The 19,935-nt window shown below is 71.5% G+C and carries 11 protein-coding genes; 10 read left to right on the forward strand and 1 reads right to left on the reverse strand.

The annotated features are described in order from the left end of the window. Positions 1 to 192: 192 nt before the first annotated feature. The 3 genes from IOD14_RS09225 (at position 193) to IOD14_RS09235 (ending at position 5,666) form a co-directional block, all read left to right on the forward strand. Positions 193 to 2,307: an ATP-binding protein gene (locus IOD14_RS09225; protein ID WP_212670023.1), complete on the forward strand. Its 2,115-nt coding sequence runs from the start codon at positions 193 to 195 to the stop codon at positions 2,305 to 2,307. A gap of 137 nt (positions 2,308 to 2,444) precedes the next feature. After that, the gene (locus tag IOD14_RS09230) at positions 2,445 to 4,100 is read left to right on the forward strand and encodes a PucR family transcriptional regulator (RefSeq protein ID WP_123991916.1); all 1,656 of its coding nucleotides are present in this window, start codon (positions 2,445 to 2,447) and stop codon (positions 4,098 to 4,100) included. A 120-nt stretch (positions 4,101 to 4,220) separates the two neighbouring features. Then, positions 4,221 to 5,666 carry an aldehyde dehydrogenase family protein gene (locus IOD14_RS09235; protein WP_123991917.1) on the forward strand — a complete coding sequence of 482 codons (1,446 nt, stop codon included), beginning with the start codon at positions 4,221 to 4,223 and terminating at the stop codon, positions 5,664 to 5,666. A 145-nt stretch (positions 5,667 to 5,811) separates the two neighbouring features. Here IOD14_RS09235 and IOD14_RS09240 read toward each other — a convergent pair whose 3' ends face one another. After that, on the reverse strand, positions 5,812 to 8,649 hold the full coding sequence (locus tag IOD14_RS09240) for a glycoside hydrolase family 3 C-terminal domain-containing protein (protein ID WP_212670024.1): 2,838 nt from the start codon (positions 8,647 to 8,649) through the stop codon (positions 5,812 to 5,814). 327 nt (positions 8,650 to 8,976) lie between these two features. On the opposite strand from IOD14_RS09240, the gene IOD14_RS09245 reads away from it, so the two are divergent. The 7 genes from IOD14_RS09245 to IOD14_RS09275 all read left to right on the forward strand — a co-directional run bounded on the left by IOD14_RS09245 (position 8,977) and on the right by IOD14_RS09275 (position 19,931). Next, a complete protein-coding gene (locus IOD14_RS09245) occupies positions 8,977 to 10,665 on the forward strand; it encodes an extracellular solute-binding protein (RefSeq protein ID WP_123991919.1) in 1,689 nt (562 codons plus the stop codon). Next, the gene (locus tag IOD14_RS09250; RefSeq protein WP_123991920.1) at positions 10,665 to 11,726 is read left to right on the forward strand and encodes an ABC transporter permease subunit; all 1,062 of its coding nucleotides are present in this window, start codon (positions 10,665 to 10,667) and stop codon (positions 11,724 to 11,726) included. Before IOD14_RS09245 ends, IOD14_RS09250 begins: the two co-directional genes overlap by 1 nt. Then, complete coding sequence (locus IOD14_RS09255) at positions 11,723 to 12,649, forward strand: carbohydrate ABC transporter permease (RefSeq protein WP_123991921.1); 927 nt, start codon at positions 11,723 to 11,725, stop codon at positions 12,647 to 12,649. The genes IOD14_RS09250 and IOD14_RS09255 overlap by 4 nt, the downstream gene beginning before the upstream one ends. Positions 12,650 to 12,772: 123 nt before the next feature. Next, positions 12,773 to 14,986, forward strand: coding sequence for a sialidase family protein (locus IOD14_RS09260; protein WP_123991922.1), 2,214 nt, complete (start codon positions 12,773 to 12,775; stop codon positions 14,984 to 14,986). Next, positions 14,983 to 16,965, forward strand: coding sequence for a beta-galactosidase (locus tag IOD14_RS09265; RefSeq protein WP_212670025.1), 1,983 nt, complete (start codon positions 14,983 to 14,985; stop codon positions 16,963 to 16,965). Before IOD14_RS09260 ends, IOD14_RS09265 begins: the two co-directional genes overlap by 4 nt. Beyond that, entirely contained in the window at positions 16,962 to 19,181 is a 2,220-nt protein-coding gene (locus IOD14_RS09270; protein ID WP_212670026.1) for a glycoside hydrolase N-terminal domain-containing protein, read from the forward strand. The genes IOD14_RS09265 and IOD14_RS09270 overlap by 4 nt, the downstream gene beginning before the upstream one ends. Positions 19,182 to 19,220: 39 nt before the next feature. Further along, on the forward strand, positions 19,221 to 19,931 hold the full coding sequence (locus IOD14_RS09275; RefSeq protein ID WP_212670027.1) for a hypothetical protein: 711 nt from the start codon (positions 19,221 to 19,223) through the stop codon (positions 19,929 to 19,931). Positions 19,932 to 19,935: the final 4 nt, after the last annotated feature.

Consider the following 19,935-nt stretch of genomic DNA (forward strand, 5'->3'; position numbering starts at 1 on the left):
GGGAGGAGGGGTGGGCATGCTCCATGTGGGCGTCCTCGACAATGTGGGTTGTCCGTCTTGGACATAGAGGAGTGTGGTTGCGGTAGTGGCCGGTGACCGTCGGCCCGGCCGCGTAAGCGGTGAACTCCCCTGGCGTGGGCGTTAGATTGACCGCTGATGGTGGACGGAACGGCTGGTCAAGGGGCGAGAGCGATGGACAGCGACGGGACGCGGGACACCCGGGGTACGCATGCGAGCCCTGTGCCACGTCCGGCGGGGCCCCCGGCCGTGCCGCCACGGCCTGCAGGAGCACCCGGTGTGCCGCCGATGCCTGACGGATCGGCCTTCCTGACCTGGCTGCGCACGTCCCGGCCGGAGGCGGCACCAGGCATCTGGCGGTTCGGGCACAAGGCGCGAGCCGGGGTGGAGCCCGAGGAGATTCCCACCCGGCAGTTGGTCAGCGGGGCGCTGATCGCGTTCCTGGTGGGCTGGCTGGTCTGGTCGTTGCTGTGGAACGGCTACCTCGGCGGTTGGTGGCTTCTGCCGCTCTACGTGATGATCCCGGACTCCTGGACGGATCCCCACTCCTTCGGCCGAGTGATCATCAGCTACGTCTGGTACCTGGTCATTGCCCTCGCAATCATGGTCACCGTTGGTCGCCTCGGTCGCTGGGGCGAGATCTGGCGCCGTTTCGGCCCCCCGGCCTGGCGTCGGGCCGTCCCCGCTCATGAGCCGCCGCCCGCTCCCGAGCAGGACCCCGCCGAATACCCCCAGCTCCGCGCCGCCGGTGCCGTCGATGCTGCTGAGCGGCTTGCTGCTGAGGCTCGGGCCGGGAGGATGGGGGATGTCGATCATGCTCGGATCGTGCGGGCCTGGCAGGGGGTGCGTGGGGGGCGGTTCAGTCTCGCCACGTTCAGCGGCGCCGTGCTCCAGGACGGTGCCGCCGCCTGTCTGCACCCCTCCGGCCACCGTGACCTGCCCACGCGGCTCGCTCGGCACGATCTGCTGACCGGGCAGGTGCGGCTGGGGACCACCGCCGACGACGCCCGCAATCCGTACGCGTACCGGGGGACAGGGCTGGGCCTCGGAACCGAGCTGCTCGGCACCTCGCTGCTCGCCGTCGGGCCTGCCGGGTCCGGGAAGACGGGTACCGTCGTCAGGCCGATCGCCGAGTCGTTGTGTCTGCACGCGCTCGCCGGGCGGGCCGCCGTCGTGGTGATCGGCGCCGCGGGCGCCGGGCTCGGACCGGCCGACGCCTACGACGTCGTCGTACAGATCGGGAATCCGGAGTCGGTGTACGACCTCGACCTGTACGGCGGGACGACCGATCCCGACGAGGCCGCGGCCGTGCTCGCGGAGGCGCTCGTCGGGGACCTCGCCGAGCCTCATCAGGGGGGCGACACCCGGCGGTCCACCACCGTCCTCGCCCAGCTCCTCGGACCGTTCCGCGCGGTCCACGGCCGCTTCCCCTCCGTACCTGAGCTGCGGCAGCTGCTGGACGGCGCGCCCGGGCCGCTGGCCGCGCTGCGCAAGGGCCTCGAGGACTCGGGGCAGGAGTCGCTGCTGCGGGAACTGGACGCGCGGGAGCGGCAGATGGGGAATCCGGGGGACGTGGGAGGCATTCTCGCGGACCGGGTCGCGCTGCTCGACCGGCCGGCCTTCGCCGCGTTCTTCGACACCTCGGGACAGTCGCGGCCGTTCTCGCTGAAGGCCCTCGACCATCCGGTCCGGGTCCGGATCGACCTGCCGCAGCGCGGGCACGCGGACGCCTCGCGGATGCTGGCCCGGCTGGTGCTCGCGCAGTTCACGGCGAGCGTCGCGGTGCGGGAGGACCGGTCGCTGTTCGCCTGTCTGGTCGTCGACGACGCCACCGGGGTCGTGACGCCGGAGGCCGTGCGGGGCGTCCAGCGGCTGCGGTCCGGCAACGCGGGGGTGGTGCTGACGCTGCGGACCCTGGACGACGTGCCGAGGCCGCTGCGCGGTCCGCTGCTCGGGGCCACCGGGTGCCGGATGGCGCTGTCCGGGCTCACCCCGTGGGACGGGCAGGACTTCGCCGAGGTGTGGGGCAAGGAGTGGATCGAGGCGCGGGACGTCACCGACCGGCAGATCATCGCCGAGACCCCGGCCGGCAAGGTGCTGCACGCGGTGCGCCGGGTCATCACGGGCAAGGCGCCGACCGCGCGGGCGGTGACCGTACGGCAGGTCGAGCGGGAGCGGTGGTCCGCGTCCGAGCTGGCGCACGGGGTGCCGCCCGGGCACGCGGTGCTGTCGCTGACCACGGTGACGGGCGAGCACGCGCCACCGCTGCTGGTGGATCTGCGGGGATGACGTGACCCGAAGGCGTGACCCGAGGGCGTGACCCGAGGACCGTACGGTGAGGCAGAATCGTGACAGGTCGTTCATACACGGCGGCCAAAAGATCGCGGCGACCGACGATCGCCGCTCCCTGACGCTCTGAAGGCCCCATGCCCCCCACCCTCGCCTCGCTCGTCCACCACTCGGCGCTCAAGCTGACCGTGCGCGCGGGCGAGGACCGGCTGGACGTCCCCGTTCGCTGGGCGCACGTGAGCGAGCTCGCCGACCCCGTGCCGTACATGGAGGGCGGTGAGCTGCTGCTGATCACCGCGCTCAAGCTGGACGCGGAGGATCCGGAGGCGATGCGGCGGTATGTGAAGCGGCTGGCCGGGGCGGGCGTGGTGGGCCTCGGGTTCGCCGTCGGCGTGAACTACGACGACATCCCCGAGGCTCTGGTCGACGCAGCCCGCGACGAGGGGCTCCCGCTGCTCGAAGTGCCGCGCCGCACCCCCTTCCTGGCCATCAGCAAGGCCGTGTCCGCGGCGATCGCGGCGGATCAGTACCGTTCCGTCACCGCGGGCTTCGCCGCCCAGCGCGAACTGACCAGGCAGGCCCTGACCGACGGCCCGGAGGGGCTGCTCGCCGCGCTCGCCTCCCAGGTGGACGGCTGGGCGGCGCTGTACGACGCCTCGGGCGCCGTCGTCGCCACCGCGCCGGAGTGGGCCGGGCGCCGGGCCGCGCGGATCACCGCCGACGTGGAACGACTGCGGGAGCGGCCCGCGCCCGCCTCCGCCGTGGTCGGGGGGTCCGGTACCGGCGACAACGACGACCGGGTGGAGCTGCACTCCCTGGGCACCGGGCGGCGGCCGCGGGCCGCGCTGGCGGTGGGGACCGCGGCCGCGCTCGGTACGGCGGAGCGGTACGCGGTGCACTCGGCGATCGCGCTGCTGACGCTCACCACCGAGCGGTCCCGTTCCCTGCACGCCGCCGAGCAGCGGATCGGGGCTGCCGTACTGCGGATGCTGCTCGCGGGCGAGCCGGAGCACGCGCGCACGGTCGCGGGAGACCTGTACGGCGGGCTTCTGGACGCGCCCTTCCGGCTGATCGTGGCGGAGACGGTCGCCGTGCTGTCCGTGCGGGTCGCCGCCGACACCTCGTCGCGGGTCCCGCCCGCCACCGCGGTCGCCGCCGGTGACGCGAACGGCGATCCGCTCGGGGCCCTCACCGAGATCGTGGAGTCCGCGGCGGCCCGCTCGGGGGAGACCGTGCTCGTGGTGCCCGAGGGGGAGCGGCTCGTCGTGCTGGCCGCGGACGGCGGGGCCGCCGTCACCGCGTGCGGGGCGTACGTGGTGGCGCTGGAGGCGGCGCGCACGCGTGAGCAGGCGGGCGCAGGGGACGCGGACGAACTGGTCGTCGGCGTCTCGGCGCCCGTGGGTCCGATCGCCGCCGCGGCCGCCTACAAGCAGGCCGAACAGGCGCTCTCGGTCGCCCGGCGGCGGGGCCGGATGTACGTCGAGCACGAACAGCTGGCCGCCGGGTCGGTGCTGCCGCTGCTCGCCGACGACGCCGTACGGGCCTTCGCGGACGGGCTGCTGCGGCCGCTGTACGAGCACGACGCGACCGGCCGCGGCGACCTGGTCGCCTCACTGCGGGCCTGGCTCTCCCGGCACGGCCAGTGGGACGCGGCGGCCGCCGACCTGGGCGTCCACCGGCACACCCTGCGCTACCGGATGCGGCGGGTCGAGGAGATCCTCGGACGGTCGCTGGACGATCCCGATGTGCGGATGGAGCTGTGGCTCGCGCTGAAGGCGACCTCGGCGGAGTGACCGGCGCCGCCGGCCGTCGCGAGCAGTGCCGACGGAAGCGCCGAACCGGAGTGTCCGAGTCCCTCACTGCTCCACCCCGGACAAATTCGATCTCGCCCGCGCGGCCCTACCGTGGGGGGCATGACTTCCACCCACGCCTTCTGGCTCGCCGGCCGCCAGGTCACCGGCGAGGACACCTTCGACGTCACCTCCCCGTGGGACGGCCGGCTCGTCGGCACGGTCGCCGTGCCGGACGACGCGCAGATCGAGGAGGCCGTGGCCGCCGCGTACGCCGTACGGGACGAGTTCGCCGCCACCCCCGCCCACGTCCGCGCCGCCGCGCTCGACCACGTCAGCCGCAGGCTCGTCGAGCGCACCGAGGAGATCGCCCAGCTGATCTCCGCCGAGAACGGCAAGCCGGTCAAGTGGGCCCGCGGGGAAGTCGGCCGTGCCGTCTCGGTGTTCCGGTTCGCCGCGGAGGAGGCCCGGCGCTTCAACGGCGGTGAGGCCCAGCGCCTCGACACCGACCTCGGAGGCCAGGGGCGCCTCGCGCTGACCCGGCGCTTCCCGAAGGGGGTCGTGCTCGGGATCGCGCCCTTCAACTTCCCGCTCAACCTCTGCGCTCACAAGATCGCCCCGGCGATCGCGGCCGGCGCGCCGATCATCCTGAAGCCCGCCCCGGCCACCCCGCTGTCCGGGCTGATCATCGGCGAGCTCCTCGCCGAGACCGAGCTGCCCGCCGGCGCCTGGAGCATCCTGCCCGTCCCCAACGACCGGATGCCCGCCCTCGTCCAGGACGAGCGGCTGCCCGTGATCTCCTTCACCGGTTCCGAGAAGGTCGGTTACGCGATCATGGACTCGGTGCCCCGCAAGCACTGCACGCTGGAGCTGGGCGGCAACGGCGCCGCGGTCGTCCTCGGCGACTACGCCTCCGACGCCGACCTCGACTGGGCCGCGACCCGCATCGCGACCTTCTCCAACTACCAGGGCGGCCAGTCCTGCATCTCGGTGCAGCGGGTGATCGCCGACGCGTCGGTGTACGACCGGCTGCTCCCGAGGATCGTCGCCGCCGTCGAGGCCCAGGTCACCGGCGACCCGGCCGACGACAAGACCGATGTCGGCCCGCTGGTCAGCGAGGACGCGGCGGTGCGTGTCGAGGCGTGGGTGAAGGAGGCCGTCGAGGCGGGCGCCACCCTGCTCACCGGCGGCGACCGCGACGGCGCCTCCTACGCCCCGACCGTCCTCACCGACGTCCCGGCCGACGCGACGATCTCCTGCGAGGAGGTCTTCGGCCCCGTCCTCACCGTGCAGAAGGTGACCGGCGAGGCCGAGGCGTTCGCCGCCGTCAACGCCTCCAAGTACGGCCTCCAGGCGGGCGTGTTCACCCACGACCTCCAGGCCGCCTTCCGCGCCCACCGTGCGCTGGAGGTCGGCGGCGTGGTCGTCGGCGACGTCCCCTCCTACCGTGCCGACCAGATGCCGTACGGCGGGGTCAAGCAGTCCGGTGTGGGCCGCGAGGGCGTGAGGTTCGCGATGGACGACTACACCTACGAGCGGGTGCTGGTGCTGACGGGGCTCGCGCTCTGAGAAACCCATGGCCCGTACCACTAGCTAATGGGAACCATTTTCATATAGAGTCGGCGCAGCGACGCTGACCCGCCGCCCCGAAGGGGCCCGGCACCGATGCCTTCCGGTGCCGGGCCCCTTCTTGTGTGCCGACCGCTCCGGACCCTCAACCGGAGAAGCCGACCTGCGCGAGCCGCAGCGGGCCGCGCAGCCTGAGATGCACGTCGTGCACGCCCTCGGCGACGAACTCGGCGCCGAGAGCGGTGTAGTCGTACGGTCCGGAGCCGGACTCCTCCACCTGCACCAGGGCGAGCACCGGGCCCCCGTCCAGCGACAGTTCGACCGCGCCCTGCCCGGAGACCGTCATCGTCACCCCGGTGACGCCCTCGCCGAAGTCGCAGTCCCGGTAGACCAGTTCGCCGGTCCGTCCCGCAGCGGCCGTCACCGCGTCGCCCGCCGTCTTCGTCCGGTCGACGATCTCGACGCCGCTCTGTTCGTCGAAGTCCGCGCCGTCCAGGCCCCGTTGGAGCACCGGACGCGGTGCGCCGGGCTCGCCGTCGAGCAGGACCGTCGTCCGCAGCCGGATGTCCTCGCTGGAGGCGCCGGCCAGCAGCTCGTACGGCCCCGGATCCAGACGCCACCCGCCCCGCGCCACGTCCCAGAACTCGAAGGCGCGCAAGGGGACTTCGAAGGAGAGCTCCTCGCGGGCGCCCGGGGCGAGTGTCACGCGCCGGTGGGCCAGCAGTTCGCGGCGCGGGCGGGGGAGCGCCGGGTCGATCGCACGGGTGTAGAGCTGCGCGACCTCGTCGGCGGTGACGTCACCGGTGTTCGTGATCGTGAACGAGACGTGCAGGTTCCCCTCCGCCGCGCGGGAGACGAGGTCGCCGTACGAGAAGGACGCGTACGACAGCCCGTGGCCGAAGGGGAACAGGGGCGTGCCCTCGAAGTACAGGTACGTCTGGCGGCTGCCGATGACGTCGTAGTCGAGCAGGCCTGGCAGGTCCGCGTCGCTCTCGTACCAGGTCTGCGGGAGCCGGCCCCCGGGGGAGACGTCACCGGCCAGGACGCGGGCCAGGGCGGTACCGGCCGCCTGACCTGCGTGGGCCGTCCAGAGCACTGCCGCGAGGCCCGCGGTGTCGACCGCGTACGGGTAGGCCGAGACCAGCGCCAGCACGGTCCGCGGGTTGGCGGCGCGCGCCGCCCGCAGCAGGCGCTCCTGGTGTGCGGGGAGTCGCAGGGAGGCCCGGTCCTCGGTCTCGCGGCCGTTGAGGTGCGGGTCGTTGCCCGCGACGACCACCACGACATCCGCCTCGGACGTGACCCGGGTCACTGCGTCCTCGCCACGTTCGACGATGATCAGCTGGAAGGTTTCCGGATTCTCGTCGGCAACCTTCACTCCGTCCGCGGCGACAGTGACGTGGCGACCCGTGCCGATGTGCCTGAGGAGGTGACCGCTGCCGTGCTGCTCCAGACGGAAGGTCTCCTGGACGACCCAGCCCCCGGGCTGGTCGGCGGAGGCGCGCAGGTAGCCGTCCTCGGCGACGGAGAGATAGCGGCCGTCGGGGGCGCGGAGCGTGAGGACGCCCTCGTCCCAGTCGATCAGCGCGAACTCGGTGCCGGTCGCGTCGGTCGTCAGCGGGGGCAGGTCCGTACGGCCCGCGAGCAGCGCCGGGTCCAGGGCGCCCTCGGCGCCGCGCACCTCGTCCTCGGCCGCCCCGGAGGCCGGGACATGCAGAAACGTCCCGGCGGAGGTCTGGAGCCGGACCCGGTCCACGCCCTCCGCGAACTCCACCCGCTCGGCGCCGAACCGCTCGTACAGCCCCTCCAGCGGGGTGGAGCGGTGGATCAGCGTGCCGCTGTACCAGTCCAGCTTGCACTCGTCGGCGAGCAGACCGACCACCGCGAGCCGGGTGTCGGCGGCGAGCGGAAGCACACCGTCGTTCCTGAGCAGCACGATCGCCTGCTCCGCGGCCTCCTGGGCGAGCGCGCGGTGCGCCGGGGTGTCGAAGTCCGTGACGTCGGCGTGCGGGTCGTGCCCCGGGTCGAACTCACCGAGCCGGAAGCGGACCGAGAGCTGCCGGCGGACCGCGGTGTCGATCTCGGCCTCGGTCAACAGGCCCTGGTCGAGGGCCCCCTGGATGCGCGCGATCATCTGCGAGCTGTCCGTGCCGTGGTCGGTGAAGCTGTCGACGCCGGCCCTGAGGGAGGCCGCGGTGGCCTCCTCGTGGGTGTCGAAGTAGTGCTCGTGGTCGACCAGGTTGGAGGGCGCGCCCGCGTCCGAGCAGACCAGCAGCTCCTCCTGCGTCCAGGTGCGCAGCTGCTCGCGCAGATACGGCGAGACGTGGTTGGGGCGGCCGTTGACCAGGTTGTACGCGGGCATCACCCCGGCCACCGCGCCCGCCTCGACCGCCTCGCGGAAGGCGCGCAGGTCGTACTCGTGCAGCACGCGGGGACGCACCGAGCTGGACGAGGTGGACCGGTCCGTCTCGTTGTTGTGGGCCAGCCAGTGCTTGAGCACCGGGGCCGTGCGCCAGTACGTCGGATGGTCGCCGCGCAGCCCGTGGGTGTAGGCGGTGGCGATGGCCGAGGTGAGCTTCGGGTCCTCCGAATAGCCCTCCTCGTTACGGCCCCACAGCGGATGGCGGAGCAGATTCACCGTCGGCGCCCAGACGTTGAGGCCGACCCGGTCGTCGCGGGCGCGCATCGCCCGGATCTCCTTGGACACCGCCTCGCCGATCCGCTGTACGAGCTCGGTGTTCCAGGTCGCGCCGAGGCCCACCGCCTGCGGAAAGACCGTCGCCGGGCCCATCCACGCGACGCCGTGCAGCGCCTCCTGGCCGGTGCGGAAGGCGGCGATGCCGAGCCGGTCGACGGCGGGGGCGAACTGGTGCAGGAAGCCGATCTTCTCGTCGAGGGTCAGCCGCGACAGCAGATCGTCGATGCGCTTCGCGAACGGCAGGTGCGGATCGCGAAATGGCGGGGTGTGCGGCGGGTGTGCGGTCACGTGGGGATCCCCTTGTGATGGATCGGTGCGAGGCTTTCGAAGCGCTTCGATGCTCATTCGACATCGGGGCGGGTGTCAAGAGATCAACACCGTCACTTCAAGCGGTGCATAAGAAAAGGTCACCTCTCGCACCTCCGAGGAATCTTGGGAACGACCCTTGTGCACCCCTGGGTGTTCACTTAACCTCACAGCAACATCGAAGCGCTTCGACTACGGATTCCGTCGCAACGGTCGAAGTATCGCTTCGGCTCAGCCAGTTCCACTCAAGACACCGCAGCCGACGGCTCCACCGCCGGGTGTCCTGGTGCGCCACGAAGGGTTGACGCAATGACGCCGAATGCCGCTGCCCCCTCCTCGGGTCCTTCGGGGCCCAGCCGGAGAAGCTTCCTCGCCTCGACGGCGGTCGCCACCGCCGCGGTGGCGGGCGGAATGCCGCTGCTCTCCGCCTGCGGCGGCTCGGACGGCGACTCGCGGGAGGGGACCACGTCGGGGAAGGCTGCAGACAAGCTGCTCCCGACGTTCGTCGCCAGCACGGTCGCGAAGCCGGACCTGCCGTCGAAGAACGGATCGGCCGACGGCTACACCGGCAAGGTCGACCTCGCGGCGCTGGCCACCTCGGTCCCGGACAAGCTCGGCACCGGCGCCCCCTTCAAGATCATGTCCCCGTTCTGGGGCTCCCCGCCGAAGTCCGGCTGCGCGTACTACAAGGCGCTCGACGCGGCCGCGGGCACCAAGGTCACCTGGGAGAACCAGGACGGCAACACCTACGGCCAGAAGCTCGGCGCCGTCCTCGCCTCCAGCTCCATACCCGACATGGTGGTCGTGCCCAGCTGGGAGCTGGTCGGCAAGATCTCCAACGCGGTCACCGCCAAGTTCATGGACCTCGGTCCCTACCTGGCGGGCGACAAGGTCAAGAAGTACCCGAACCTGGCCGCGATCCCCTCCGACGCCTGGCGCATGGGCATCTTCGGGGGCGCGCTGCGCGGCATCCCGATGCCGGCCGCGACCTCGGCCGGCATCGCCCCGCTGTACCGCAAGGACGTCTTCGACAAGAAGGGGTACGCGCAGCCCAAGTCGGCCGACGAGTTCATGAGCTGGGCCAAGGAGGCCACCAGCTCCAAGGCCAAGGTGTGGGCCTGCGGTGACATGACCTGGTCCGCGTGGAGCATCTTCGGCGTCCGCGGCTCGGGCTCGAGCGGCTGGGACATGGGGTCCGACGGCAAGCTGACGTACCGCATCGAGCAGCCCGAGTACCTCGAGGCCCTGGAGTGGGTCCGCAAGCTCTTCGACGCGGGCGTGGTCCATCCCGACGACAAGGCGCGCTCCGGCGACGCGGGCCAGCGCTTCACCGCCGGGCAGATCCTGGTCTGGAACACCAACATCGCCGACTGGTACGGGAAGGTCGCCGAGCAGGCCCAGTCCAACCCGGAACTCCAGATCGACGCCATCGACCTCTTCGGCGCGGACGGCGGCAACCCGACCCTGTACGCATCCCAGCCCGCCACCATCTGGTCCCTGATCCGCAAGGGCGCCTCGAAGGACACGATCGAGAACGCGCTGGCCGCGGCGAACTTCTCGGCCGCGCCCTACGGCACCAAGGAGCGCATGCTCGTCGACTACGGCGTCGAGGGCACCCACTACTCGGTCAAGGACGGTGTCCCGGTCAAGAACGACCTCGGCAACTCCGAGGTGCTCAACGCCTGGGTGATGCTGGCCGCGCCGGCCGCCTACTTCGCCCACCCCGACTTCCCCGAGGTCGCCCGCAAGCAGGTCGAGTGGCAGCAGCGGATGGGCGCCTTCATGAAGAAGACGTCCACGTTCGGCATGAACATCGTCGAGCCGACCCGCTGGGCCAACCTCTCCAGCCAGTTCGAGCAGCTGGAGATCGACTACGTGCGCGGCAACCGCAAGCTCTCGGACGTACAGGCCGCCATCTCCACCTGGAAGTCCTCCGGCGGCGACAAGCTGCGCGACTGGTACAAGGAGCTCATCGACAAGAACGGCAGCGGCAACTGATGTCCCTCACGGCCGGGAGCAGGCCCGACGGGACTCGTCCCCCCGCGGCCGTCGAGGAACCGACGGCCGCGGTCGCCGCCGCGGTGGCCGCCTCGGGGAAGGAGCGGACACCGCGGACACGGAGCAGGGCGGACAAGGTCCCCTTCAGGGTCAGGCTGCGCCGCGACCGCACGCTCATTCTCATGACGCTGCCGGTCATGGTCCTGCTCCTGCTCTTCAACTACGTCCCGCTGCTGGGCAACGTCGTCGCCTTCCAGGACTACGACCCGTACGTCTCCAGCAACGGTGTCACCGCGATCTTCCACAGCCCGTGGGTCGGCGTCGAGCAGTTCTCCAGGATGGTCGACGACCCGCTGTTCTGGGGCGCCGCGAAGAACACCATCGTGCTCTTCGTGCTCCAGCTGGTGCTGTTCTTCCCGATCCCGATCGCGCTCGCACTGCTCATCAACAGCGTGATCAGGCCCAGGGTGCGGGCCGTGGCGCAGGCGATCATGTACCTGCCGCACTTCTTCTCCTGGGTCCTCGTGGTCACCGTGTTCCAGCAGGTCTTCGGCGGGGCGGGCATCATCGCCCAGACCCTGGAGGACCACGGCTGGAGCGGCTTCGACCTGATGACCAACGCGAGCCTGTTCAAGTACCTGGTCACCGCGCAGGCCGTCTGGAAGGACGCCGGCTGGGGGATCATCGTCTTCCTCGCCGCGCTGGCCGCCGTCAGCACCGACCTCTACGAGGCCGCCGCGATGGACGGCGCCGGGCGCTGGCGGCGCATGTGGCACGTGACGCTGCCGGCACTGCGCCCGGTGATCGCGCTGCTGCTGGTCCTCAGGGTCGGCGACGCGCTGAGCGTCGGCTTCGAGCAGTTCCTGCTCCAGCGGGACGCGGTCGGCGTGGGCGCCAGCGAGGTCCTGGACACCTATGTGTGGAACATGGGCATCCAGAACGGCGACTTCAGCTACGCGGCCGCGGTCGGCCTCGTCAAGGGAGCCATCGGAGTGTGTCTCGTCCTGGCCGCGAACAAGTTCGCGCATCTGCTCGGTGAGCAGGGGGTGTACCAGAAGTGAGCCTCAACACGCAGCTCGTCCGCAGTCTCAGGGCTCCCGCCCGGCCGGTGTGGGAGGAGGAACCCAGCAAGGCCGGGATCACCGCGAAGAGCGGCCTGCTCGTCCTGTGCTGCCTGGGCGTGCTCGCCCCGCTGTGGATCGTGGTCGTCACCAGCCTCTCCCCGAAGCCCGTGATCGACCGGGTCGGCGGGCTCGTGGTGATCCCCCAGGGCATCACCTTCGTCAACTACACCGAACTCCTCAGCGGCGGTCAGGTCAGCCGGGCGATCATGGTGTCGGTCGGGGTCACCCTCGTCGGCACGCTGTTCTCGATGGCGGTGTCGGTACTGGCGGCCTACGGCCTGTCCAGGCCGGGCAGCCTCGGCCACCGGTTCTTCCTGGTGACCATGATGGCGACGATGTTCTTCGGGGCCGGGCTGATCCCGACGTACCTGCTGGTGCAGTCGCTCGGGCTCACCGACACCTATCTGTCGCTGATCCTGCCGAGCGCCGTCAGCGTCTTCAACATCCTGGTGCTGCGCGCCTTCTTCATGGGGATCTCACCCGAGCTCACCGAGTCCGCGCGGATCGACGGGGCCGGGGACATGCGGATCCTGCTGACCATCATCATGCCGCTGTCCCGGGCCGTGCTGGCCGTCATCTCCCTGTTCTACGCGGTGGGTTACTGGAGCGCCTGGTTCAACGCTTCGATCTATCTGAGCGACCAGGACATGATGCCGCTGCAGAACGTGCTCATTCAGCTCGTGCAGAAGAACACCTCGGCCCCCACGGGATTGCAGCAGGCCGTCCGTACGGGGCAGTTGTCGTCGCTGGGCCTGCAGATGGCCGTGATGGTGCTGGCGTTGATTCCCGTCGCGGTGGCTTCCCCGTTCGTCCAGAGGCATTTCAAGAAGGGCATGTTGACGGGTGCGGTGAAGGGCTGACCGTCCGCCGTCCCGAAGGGGTGGTTCCGTCGGACGGCGGCCGCGGGTTCGTCATGGCCGGGCGCGTGGTTCCCCGCGCCTCTGAGTGTGCTCACTTTCCCTTAGTTCAGAGCGAGGTTCGTCATGCTTACGTCCGGGCCCAGCCGTCGTGCCGTTCTTGCCGGGACCGCGGCCGCCGCCGCGATCACCGTGGTCCCGTCCTTCCCGGGGGTCGCCACGGCCGCCGACTCCGCCGCCCCCTCCTACCGCTGGCGCCAAGTCGTCATCGGCGGAACCGGATTCGTCTCCGGTGTGCTCTTCCACCCGTCCGTGCGCGGGCTCGCCTACGCCCGCACCGACATCGGCGGCGCCTACCGGTGGGACGACCGGAACGCACGCTGGATCCCCCTCAACGACGACCTCGGGTGGGACGACTGGAACCTGCTCGGGGTCGAGGCCATGGCCGTCGACCCCGCCCACCCCGACCGGGTCTACCTCGCGCTCGGCACCTACGCGCAGCCCTGGGCCGGCAACGGGGCCGTGCTGCGCTCCGAGGACCGCGGAGCCACCTGGGCGCGAACCGACCTCACCGTGAAGCTCGGCGGGAACGAGGACGGAAGAGGGGCCGGGGAGCGGCTGCTCGTCGATCCGCGGGACAGCGACACGCTGTGGTTGGGGACCAGACACGACGGGCTGCTCAAGTCCACCGACCGGGGCGCCACGTGGGCCGGCGCCGACGGCTTCCCGGGCACGCCGAGCGCGAGCGGCCAGGGCGTCACCCTGCTCGTCGCCGCCGGACGGGTCCTCTACGCCGGCTGGGGCGACTCCGACGGCACCTCCGCCAACCTGTACCGCACCTTCGACGGCACCACCTGGGAAGCCGTGCCCGGGCAGCCCTCCGGCACGAGCGCCAAGGTGCCGATCCGGGCCTCCTACGACTGCCACACCCGCGAGCTGTACCTCACCTACGCCAACGCGCCGGGGCCCAACGGGCAGTCCGACGGCAGTGTGCACAAGCTGGCCACGGCGAGCGGCAAGTGGACCGAGGTCACGCCCGTGAAGCCCGGTGGGACCACAAGCGACGGCTCCGCCGACACCTTCGGCTACGGCGGGGTCAGCGTCGACGCCCGCCGCCCCGGCACGGTCGTCGTCTCCACCAACAACCGCTGGGCCGCCGTCGACACCCTGTACCGGAGCACCAACGGCGGCCGCACCTGGACGTCCCTGAAGGACTCCGCGGTCCTCGACGTCTCCGAGACCCCGTTCCTCACCTTCGGCGCCGACGAGCCCAAGTTCGGCTGGTGGATCCAGGCCCTCGCCGTCGACCCGTACGACTCGAAGCACATCGTCTATGGCACCGGCGCCACCCTCTACGGCACCCGCGACCTCAAGCACTGGGCCCCGCAGATCCGGGGCCTGGAGGAGACCTCCGTACGCCTGCTGATCTCGCCCCCGACCGGTCAGGCGCACCTGCTCAGCGGTCTCGGGGACATCGGGGTGATGTACCACGAGCGGCTCACGGCGTCGCCCTCGCGCGGCATGGCCTCGAACCCCGTGTTCGGGTCCGCGACCGGACTCGCCCAGGCCGCCGCCAAGCCCTCGTACGTCGTCCGCACGGGCTTCGGCGACCACGGCAACGGCGCCTTCTCGCACGACGGCGGCAGGTCCTGGGCGCCCTTCGCGACCCAGCCCGCCCCCGCCAAGGACGCGCCGGGACCGATCGCCACCAACAGCGACGGCAGCGTGCTGCTGTGGACCTTCGTGCACTGGGACGGCACCAAGTACCCCGCCCAGCGCTCCACCGACAACGGGGCGACCTGGTCCGAGGTCGCCACCTGCCCCAAGGGCGCCACCCCGCTCGCCGACCCGGCCGACCCGACACGCTTCTACGCGTACGACACCGACACCGGGACCCTGTTCGCCAGCACCGACAGCGGTCTCACCTTCACCGCGCGCGCGAGCGGACTGCCCTCCGGGGACAGCCAGTTCCAGCTGACCGCGGCCCCGGGGCGCTCCGGCGACCTGTGGCTGAGCACCAAGACGAACGGCCTCCACCGGTCCACCGACGGCGGCGCGACCTTCACCAAGCTCACCAGCTGCTGGGCCTCGCACACCCTCGCCTTCGGCAAGGCGGCCAAGGGCGCCGATTACCCGGCGATCTACCAGGTCGGCGCCACGGAGACGATCACCGCCGTGTACCGCTCCGACGACGGCGCGAAGACCTGGGTGCGCGTCAACGACGACCAGCACCAGTGGGGCTGGATCGGCGCGACCATCGCAGCCGACCCGCGCGTGTACGGCCGCGTCTACATCGCCACCAACGGCCGGGGCATCCAGTACGGGGATCCCGTCCGATGACCGAGCAGAAGAGGCCGTCGCTGGACGACGCCACCCGCGGCCGCATCCTCTTCGGCGGGGACTACAACCCCGAGCAGTGGCCCGAGGAGACCTGGCACGAGGACGTACGGCTGATGAAGGCCGCCGGCGTCAACTCCGTCACCCTCGGCGTCTTCTCCTGGGCGAAGCTCGAACCCCGGCCGGGGGAGCGGGACTTCGGCTGGCTGGACCGGCTGATGGACCTCCTGCACGAGAACGGCATCGGGGTCGTCCTCGCCACCCCGACCTCCTCGCCGCCGCCGTGGATGGGCCACCTCCACCCCGACACCCTGCCCGTCACCGAGGACGGCCGCACCGAGTACTGGGGCGGGCGCCAGCACTTCTCGCACTCCAGCGCCACCTACCGCCGCTGCGCCGCCGCCATCACCGAGGACCTCGCCGCCCGCTACGGCGGCCACCCGGCCCTCACCATGTGGCACATCAACAACGAGTACTGCACCTACGACTGGAGCGACGAGGCCGCCGCCCGCTTCCGCACCTGGCTGCAAGGCCGCTACGGCACCCTCGACGCCCTCAACGCCGCCTGGGGAACCGCCTTCTGGAGCCAGGGCTACGGCGACTGGGCCGAGATCCACACACCCCGCCAGGCCCACTACATGAAGAACCCCACCCAGGTGCTGGACTTCAAGCGGTTCACCTCCGACATGCTGCTGGAGTGCTACCGCGCCGAGCGGGACATCGTCCGCCGGTTCACCCCGCACACCCCGGTGACCAGCAACTTCATGCCGCTGTGGGTCGGTCAGGACGCCTGGCGCTGGGCCGAGGAGGAGGACGTCGTCTCCGTCGACCTCTATCCCGACCCGCGGGACCCTCTGGGGGCCCAACAGGGCGCCCTCGTGCAGGACATGACCCGTTCGCAGGCGCGCGGCCCCTGGATGCTCATGGAGCAGGCCGCCGGGCCGGTCAACTGGCGGGGCGTGAACCACCCCAAACCCCGCGGCCTGAACCGCCTCTGGTCCCTGCAGGCCGTCGCCCGCGGCGCCGACGCGGTCTGCTACTTCCAGTGGCGCCAGTCCCGGCAAGGCGCCGAGAAGTTCCACTCCGGGATGGTCAGCCACGCCGGGGAGGAGGGACGCACCTACCAGGAGGTCAAGCAGCTCGGCGCCGAACTGGCGCGTGTCGCGGATCAGGTGACGGGTCGTCACACCAGCAACGACATCGCCGTCCTGCACGACTGGCATGCCTGGTGGGCCGGCGCCCAGGACGGCCGCCTCTCCAGTGAGGTCGACCACCCCGACGTCCTGAAGGCCTGGCACCGCGCCCTGTGGGAGGCCCACCTCACCACCGACTTCGCCCACCCCGAACACGACCTCACCGCCTTCAAGCTGGTCGTCGTCCCCCAGCTCTACGCCCTCACCGACGCGGCGATCGACAACCTCCTCGCCTACGTCCGCCAGGGCGGCACCCTCGTCTCCGGCTTCCTGACCGGCGTCGCCGACCAGGACGACCGGGTACGGCCCGGCGGCATGGACGCCCGGCTGCGCGACCTGTTCGGCCTGCGCACCCTGCACGAGTGGTGGCCGCTGGACGCCGGGGAGCACGCGCAGTGCGACACGTTCCGCGGCACCCTGTGGTCCGAGGAGATCGAGAAGACCGAGGACGCCGTCACCGAGGCCTCGTACAAGGGCGGTGAGCTCGACGAGCTGCCCGCCGTGCTGCGCAAGGGCCGCGCCTGGTACCTCTCGACGCTGCCCGAGCCGGCCGCCCTGCGCGAGCTCCTCGCCCGGATCGCCGGGGGCGCGGGCGCGCGACCGGTCCTCGACGCGCTGCCCGACCAGGTCGAAGCCGTCCGCCGCGGCGACCTGCTGTTCCTGCTCAACCACGGCCGCGAGCCGGTGACGGTCGACGTGCCCGGGACCCACGAGGACCTGCTGACGGGGGAGTCCCGCACGGACCGGGTCACCCTGGGCCGCTACGGAGCGGCGGTGCTGCGGCCATGACCGACGGCCCCGTCCACGGCACCTGGGAGCCCCGGCCGGCCGCCCGCTGGGAGGACGGCTTCCTCAGCGGCAACGGCCACCACGGCGCCCTCCTGTTCGGCGACCCGGAGGACGAGCGGGTCGTCGTCACCCACCACACCCTCGTCCGCCCCAACGGCGCCGAACACGCCAGGCCGCCCCGGCTCGCCGCCGAACTCCCCGCGCTCCAGGACCGGCTGCTCGCCGGCGAGCTCGACGCCGCCGAGCGCTTCACGGACGGCCGCCCGCTCCAGTGGGTGCAGCCCTTCCACCCCGCCTTCCAGATCCGGCTGCGCCGTCCGCGCGCGGAAGAGCCCGAATACCGCCGGACCGTCGACTTCACCACCGGTGTCCTGCGCACCCAGTGCCAGGGGCGGCTCAGCCAGGTCTTCGTCTCCCGCGCGGACGACGTCATCGTCCAGTGCGTCGAGGCGCCGGACCTGGTCGTCTCGCTGGACCACCGGCTGCCGGGCGCCCCCCACGCCCTGATGGTCGGCCAGAGCATCGTCCGCGCCGCGGACGGGGCCCTCATCACCCTGCGCATCCGCTACCCCCACAGCGACCGCGGCTACACCGGCATCACCCTGGTCGTCCCCACGGGCGGCCGCACCGCGCTCGTGCCGCCCGGCGCCCACGTCACCGGCGCCGCATCCGTCCTGCTGCTGACCCGCGTCGTACGCCACACCGGCGAACTGGACACAACCCGCCACGTCGAGGCCCTGCGCGAGCTCGTCCCCGAATCCGAGTCCGAGTCGGGGGCCGAGTCGGGATCCGAGGCGTACACCCGGCTCCTCGACCGGCACATCCCGCTCCACCGCGCCGCCTACCGACGCGTCACCCTCGACCTCGCCGCCGACCCCGCCGAACGCGCCCTCGCCGGCTCGGAGTTGCTGGACCGGCCCGACAGCCCAGCCCTCCTGGAGCGCCTCTTCGCCGCCGGCCGTTACCACCTGCTCTCCTCCAGCGGCCTCCTCCCGCCCCGGCTCACCGGCCTGTGGACCGGCGACTGGGACACGGCATGGTCGGGAGCGTTCACCAACGATGCCAACCTCAACCTCCAGACCGCGTCCGCCGCCTGTGCGGCCCTGCCCGAAGTCGCCGAAGCCCTCGCCTCCCTGATCCACCGTCAGCTACCCGACTGGCAGGACAACGCCCGCGAGATCTTCGGCGCCCGGGGCGTCGTGGCCCCGCCGCACTCCGACGGCGAGTCCGGGCTGACGTACCACTTCAGCCGCGAGTACCCGCTGCACCTGTGGACCGCGGGCGCCGACTGGCTGCTCAAGCCCCTCGTCGACCACGACGAGACACGCGGCGAACAGGACCCGCGCACCGCGCACGCGCTCGCCGAGGTCGCCAGGTTCTACGAGGACTTCCTGCACCGGGTCGACGAGCACGGCCGGCTCGTCGTCGTCCCCTCCTACTCGCCCGAGAACCGCCCCGCGAACGCAAGCTGGGGCGCGATCAACGCGGCCATGGACCTCTCGGCCGCCCGGCATGCCCTGCTCACGGCCGCCGCCTACCACCCCGGGGAGGCCACAGCCTGGCGCGCCCTCGCCGACCGGCTCCCGCCGCACCGGACCAACGCCGACGGCGCCCTCGCCGAATGGGCCTGGCCCGGCCTCGACGACACCTACGACCACCGCCACCTAAGCCACCTGTACGGCGTCTGGCCCCTCGACGAGATCACCCCCTACGACACCCCCGACCTCGCCCGCGCCGCCCATCGGGCCCTCGAACTCCGCGGCTCCGAGAACGACTCGGCCCACGGCCACCTCCACCACGCCCTCGTCGCTGCGCGCCTGCGCGACGGCGAACGGGTCGCGCACGCCCTCGGCCAGGTCCTCAAGGGCGACTTCTTCCACACCTCGCTGATGAGCGCGCACTACCCGAACCGGGACGTCTACAACGCGGACGCCGCCCACACCCTGCCCGCGGTCCTCGTCGAGATGCTCGTGCAGTCGACACCGGACCGGCTGGTACTGCTCCCGGCGGTACCCGCCACCTGCCCCCGGGGCGAACTCCGGGGCGTCCGCACCAGGTTCGGGGCCGCGCTCGACCTCACCTGGAGCCCCACCGAAGCGACCGCGGTGCTGCGCCCCACGCGCACCCACCGCGTCGAACTGAGGACTTCCTCCGGCGCCGAACCGCTCGACCTCGTCGCCGGAGAAGACCACGTCATCCGTCTGGAGGCGTGGTAACCCCCCCCGCATTTCCCCCCACCCATGGAAAGGGACACCATGGCAAGCACCCTGCGCAAGATCACCATGGCCGTACTGGCCCCGGCGATGGCCATCGGCGCCACCGTCGGACTCGCCTCCGCCCCGGCCTCCGCCGCCGTCTGGAACACCTGCGACCAGTACGGCAACACGAGCCTGAACGGCTACACGCTCTACAACAACATCTGGGGCTCCGGCGCCGGCAGCCAGTGCATCTGGGCCAACTCCGGCACCAACTGGGGTGTCTGGGCCGACCACCCCAACACCGGCGGCATCAAGTCCTACCCCAACTCCAAGAAGGTGATCAACAAGTCGATCACCTCGCTGGGCTCGCTCTCCAGCAGCTACAACGTCTCGGTGCCGTCGTCCGGCGCGTACAACACCTCGTACGACATCTGGGACACCGACTACGACTACGAGATCATGCTCTGGGTCAACAAGACCGGAGCCGTCGGCCCGCTCGGCACCTCGCAGGGCAACGTGACGCTCGGCGGCCACACCTGGACCGTCTACAAGGGCACCAACGGCGCCAACGAGGTCTTCTCCTTCATCCGCACCTCCAACTCCACCTCCGGCACGGTCAGCATCCTGCCGATCCTGAAGTGGATCAAGGACACCAAGGGCTGGTTCGGCAACGAGACCATCGGCGACGTGCAGTTCGGCTACGAGGTCACCAGCTCGTCCGGCGGCCTGAACTTCACCACCAACAACCTGACCGTGAGCAGCAGTTGACCTG

This window comes from Streptomyces sp. A2-16 (assembly GCF_018128905.1).
Taxonomy (GTDB): Bacteria; Actinomycetota; Actinomycetes; order Streptomycetales; family Streptomycetaceae; genus Streptomyces.

Bases quoted from the DNA above. Each gene is read 5' to 3' on its own strand.
- IOD14_RS09225 (WP_212670023.1), top strand. From the start codon at position 193: ATGGACAGCGACGGGACGCGGGACACCCGGGGTACGCATGCGAGCCCT.
- IOD14_RS09230 (WP_123991916.1), top strand. From the start codon at position 2,445: ATGCCCCCCACCCTCGCCTCGCTCGTCCACCACTCGGCGCTCAAGCTG.
- IOD14_RS09235 (WP_123991917.1), top strand. From the start codon at position 4,221: ATGACTTCCACCCACGCCTTCTGGCTCGCCGGCCGCCAGGTCACCGGC.
- IOD14_RS09245 (WP_123991919.1), top strand. From the start codon at position 8,977: ATGACGCCGAATGCCGCTGCCCCCTCCTCGGGTCCTTCGGGGCCCAGC.
- IOD14_RS09250 (WP_123991920.1), top strand. From the start codon at position 10,665: ATGTCCCTCACGGCCGGGAGCAGGCCCGACGGGACTCGTCCCCCCGCG.
- IOD14_RS09260 (WP_123991922.1), top strand. From the start codon at position 12,773: ATGCTTACGTCCGGGCCCAGCCGTCGTGCCGTTCTTGCCGGGACCGCG.
- IOD14_RS09265 (WP_212670025.1), top strand. From the start codon at position 14,983: ATGACCGAGCAGAAGAGGCCGTCGCTGGACGACGCCACCCGCGGCCGC.
- IOD14_RS09270 (WP_212670026.1), top strand. From the start codon at position 16,962: ATGACCGACGGCCCCGTCCACGGCACCTGGGAGCCCCGGCCGGCCGCC.
- IOD14_RS09275 (WP_212670027.1), top strand. From the start codon at position 19,221: ATGGCAAGCACCCTGCGCAAGATCACCATGGCCGTACTGGCCCCGGCG.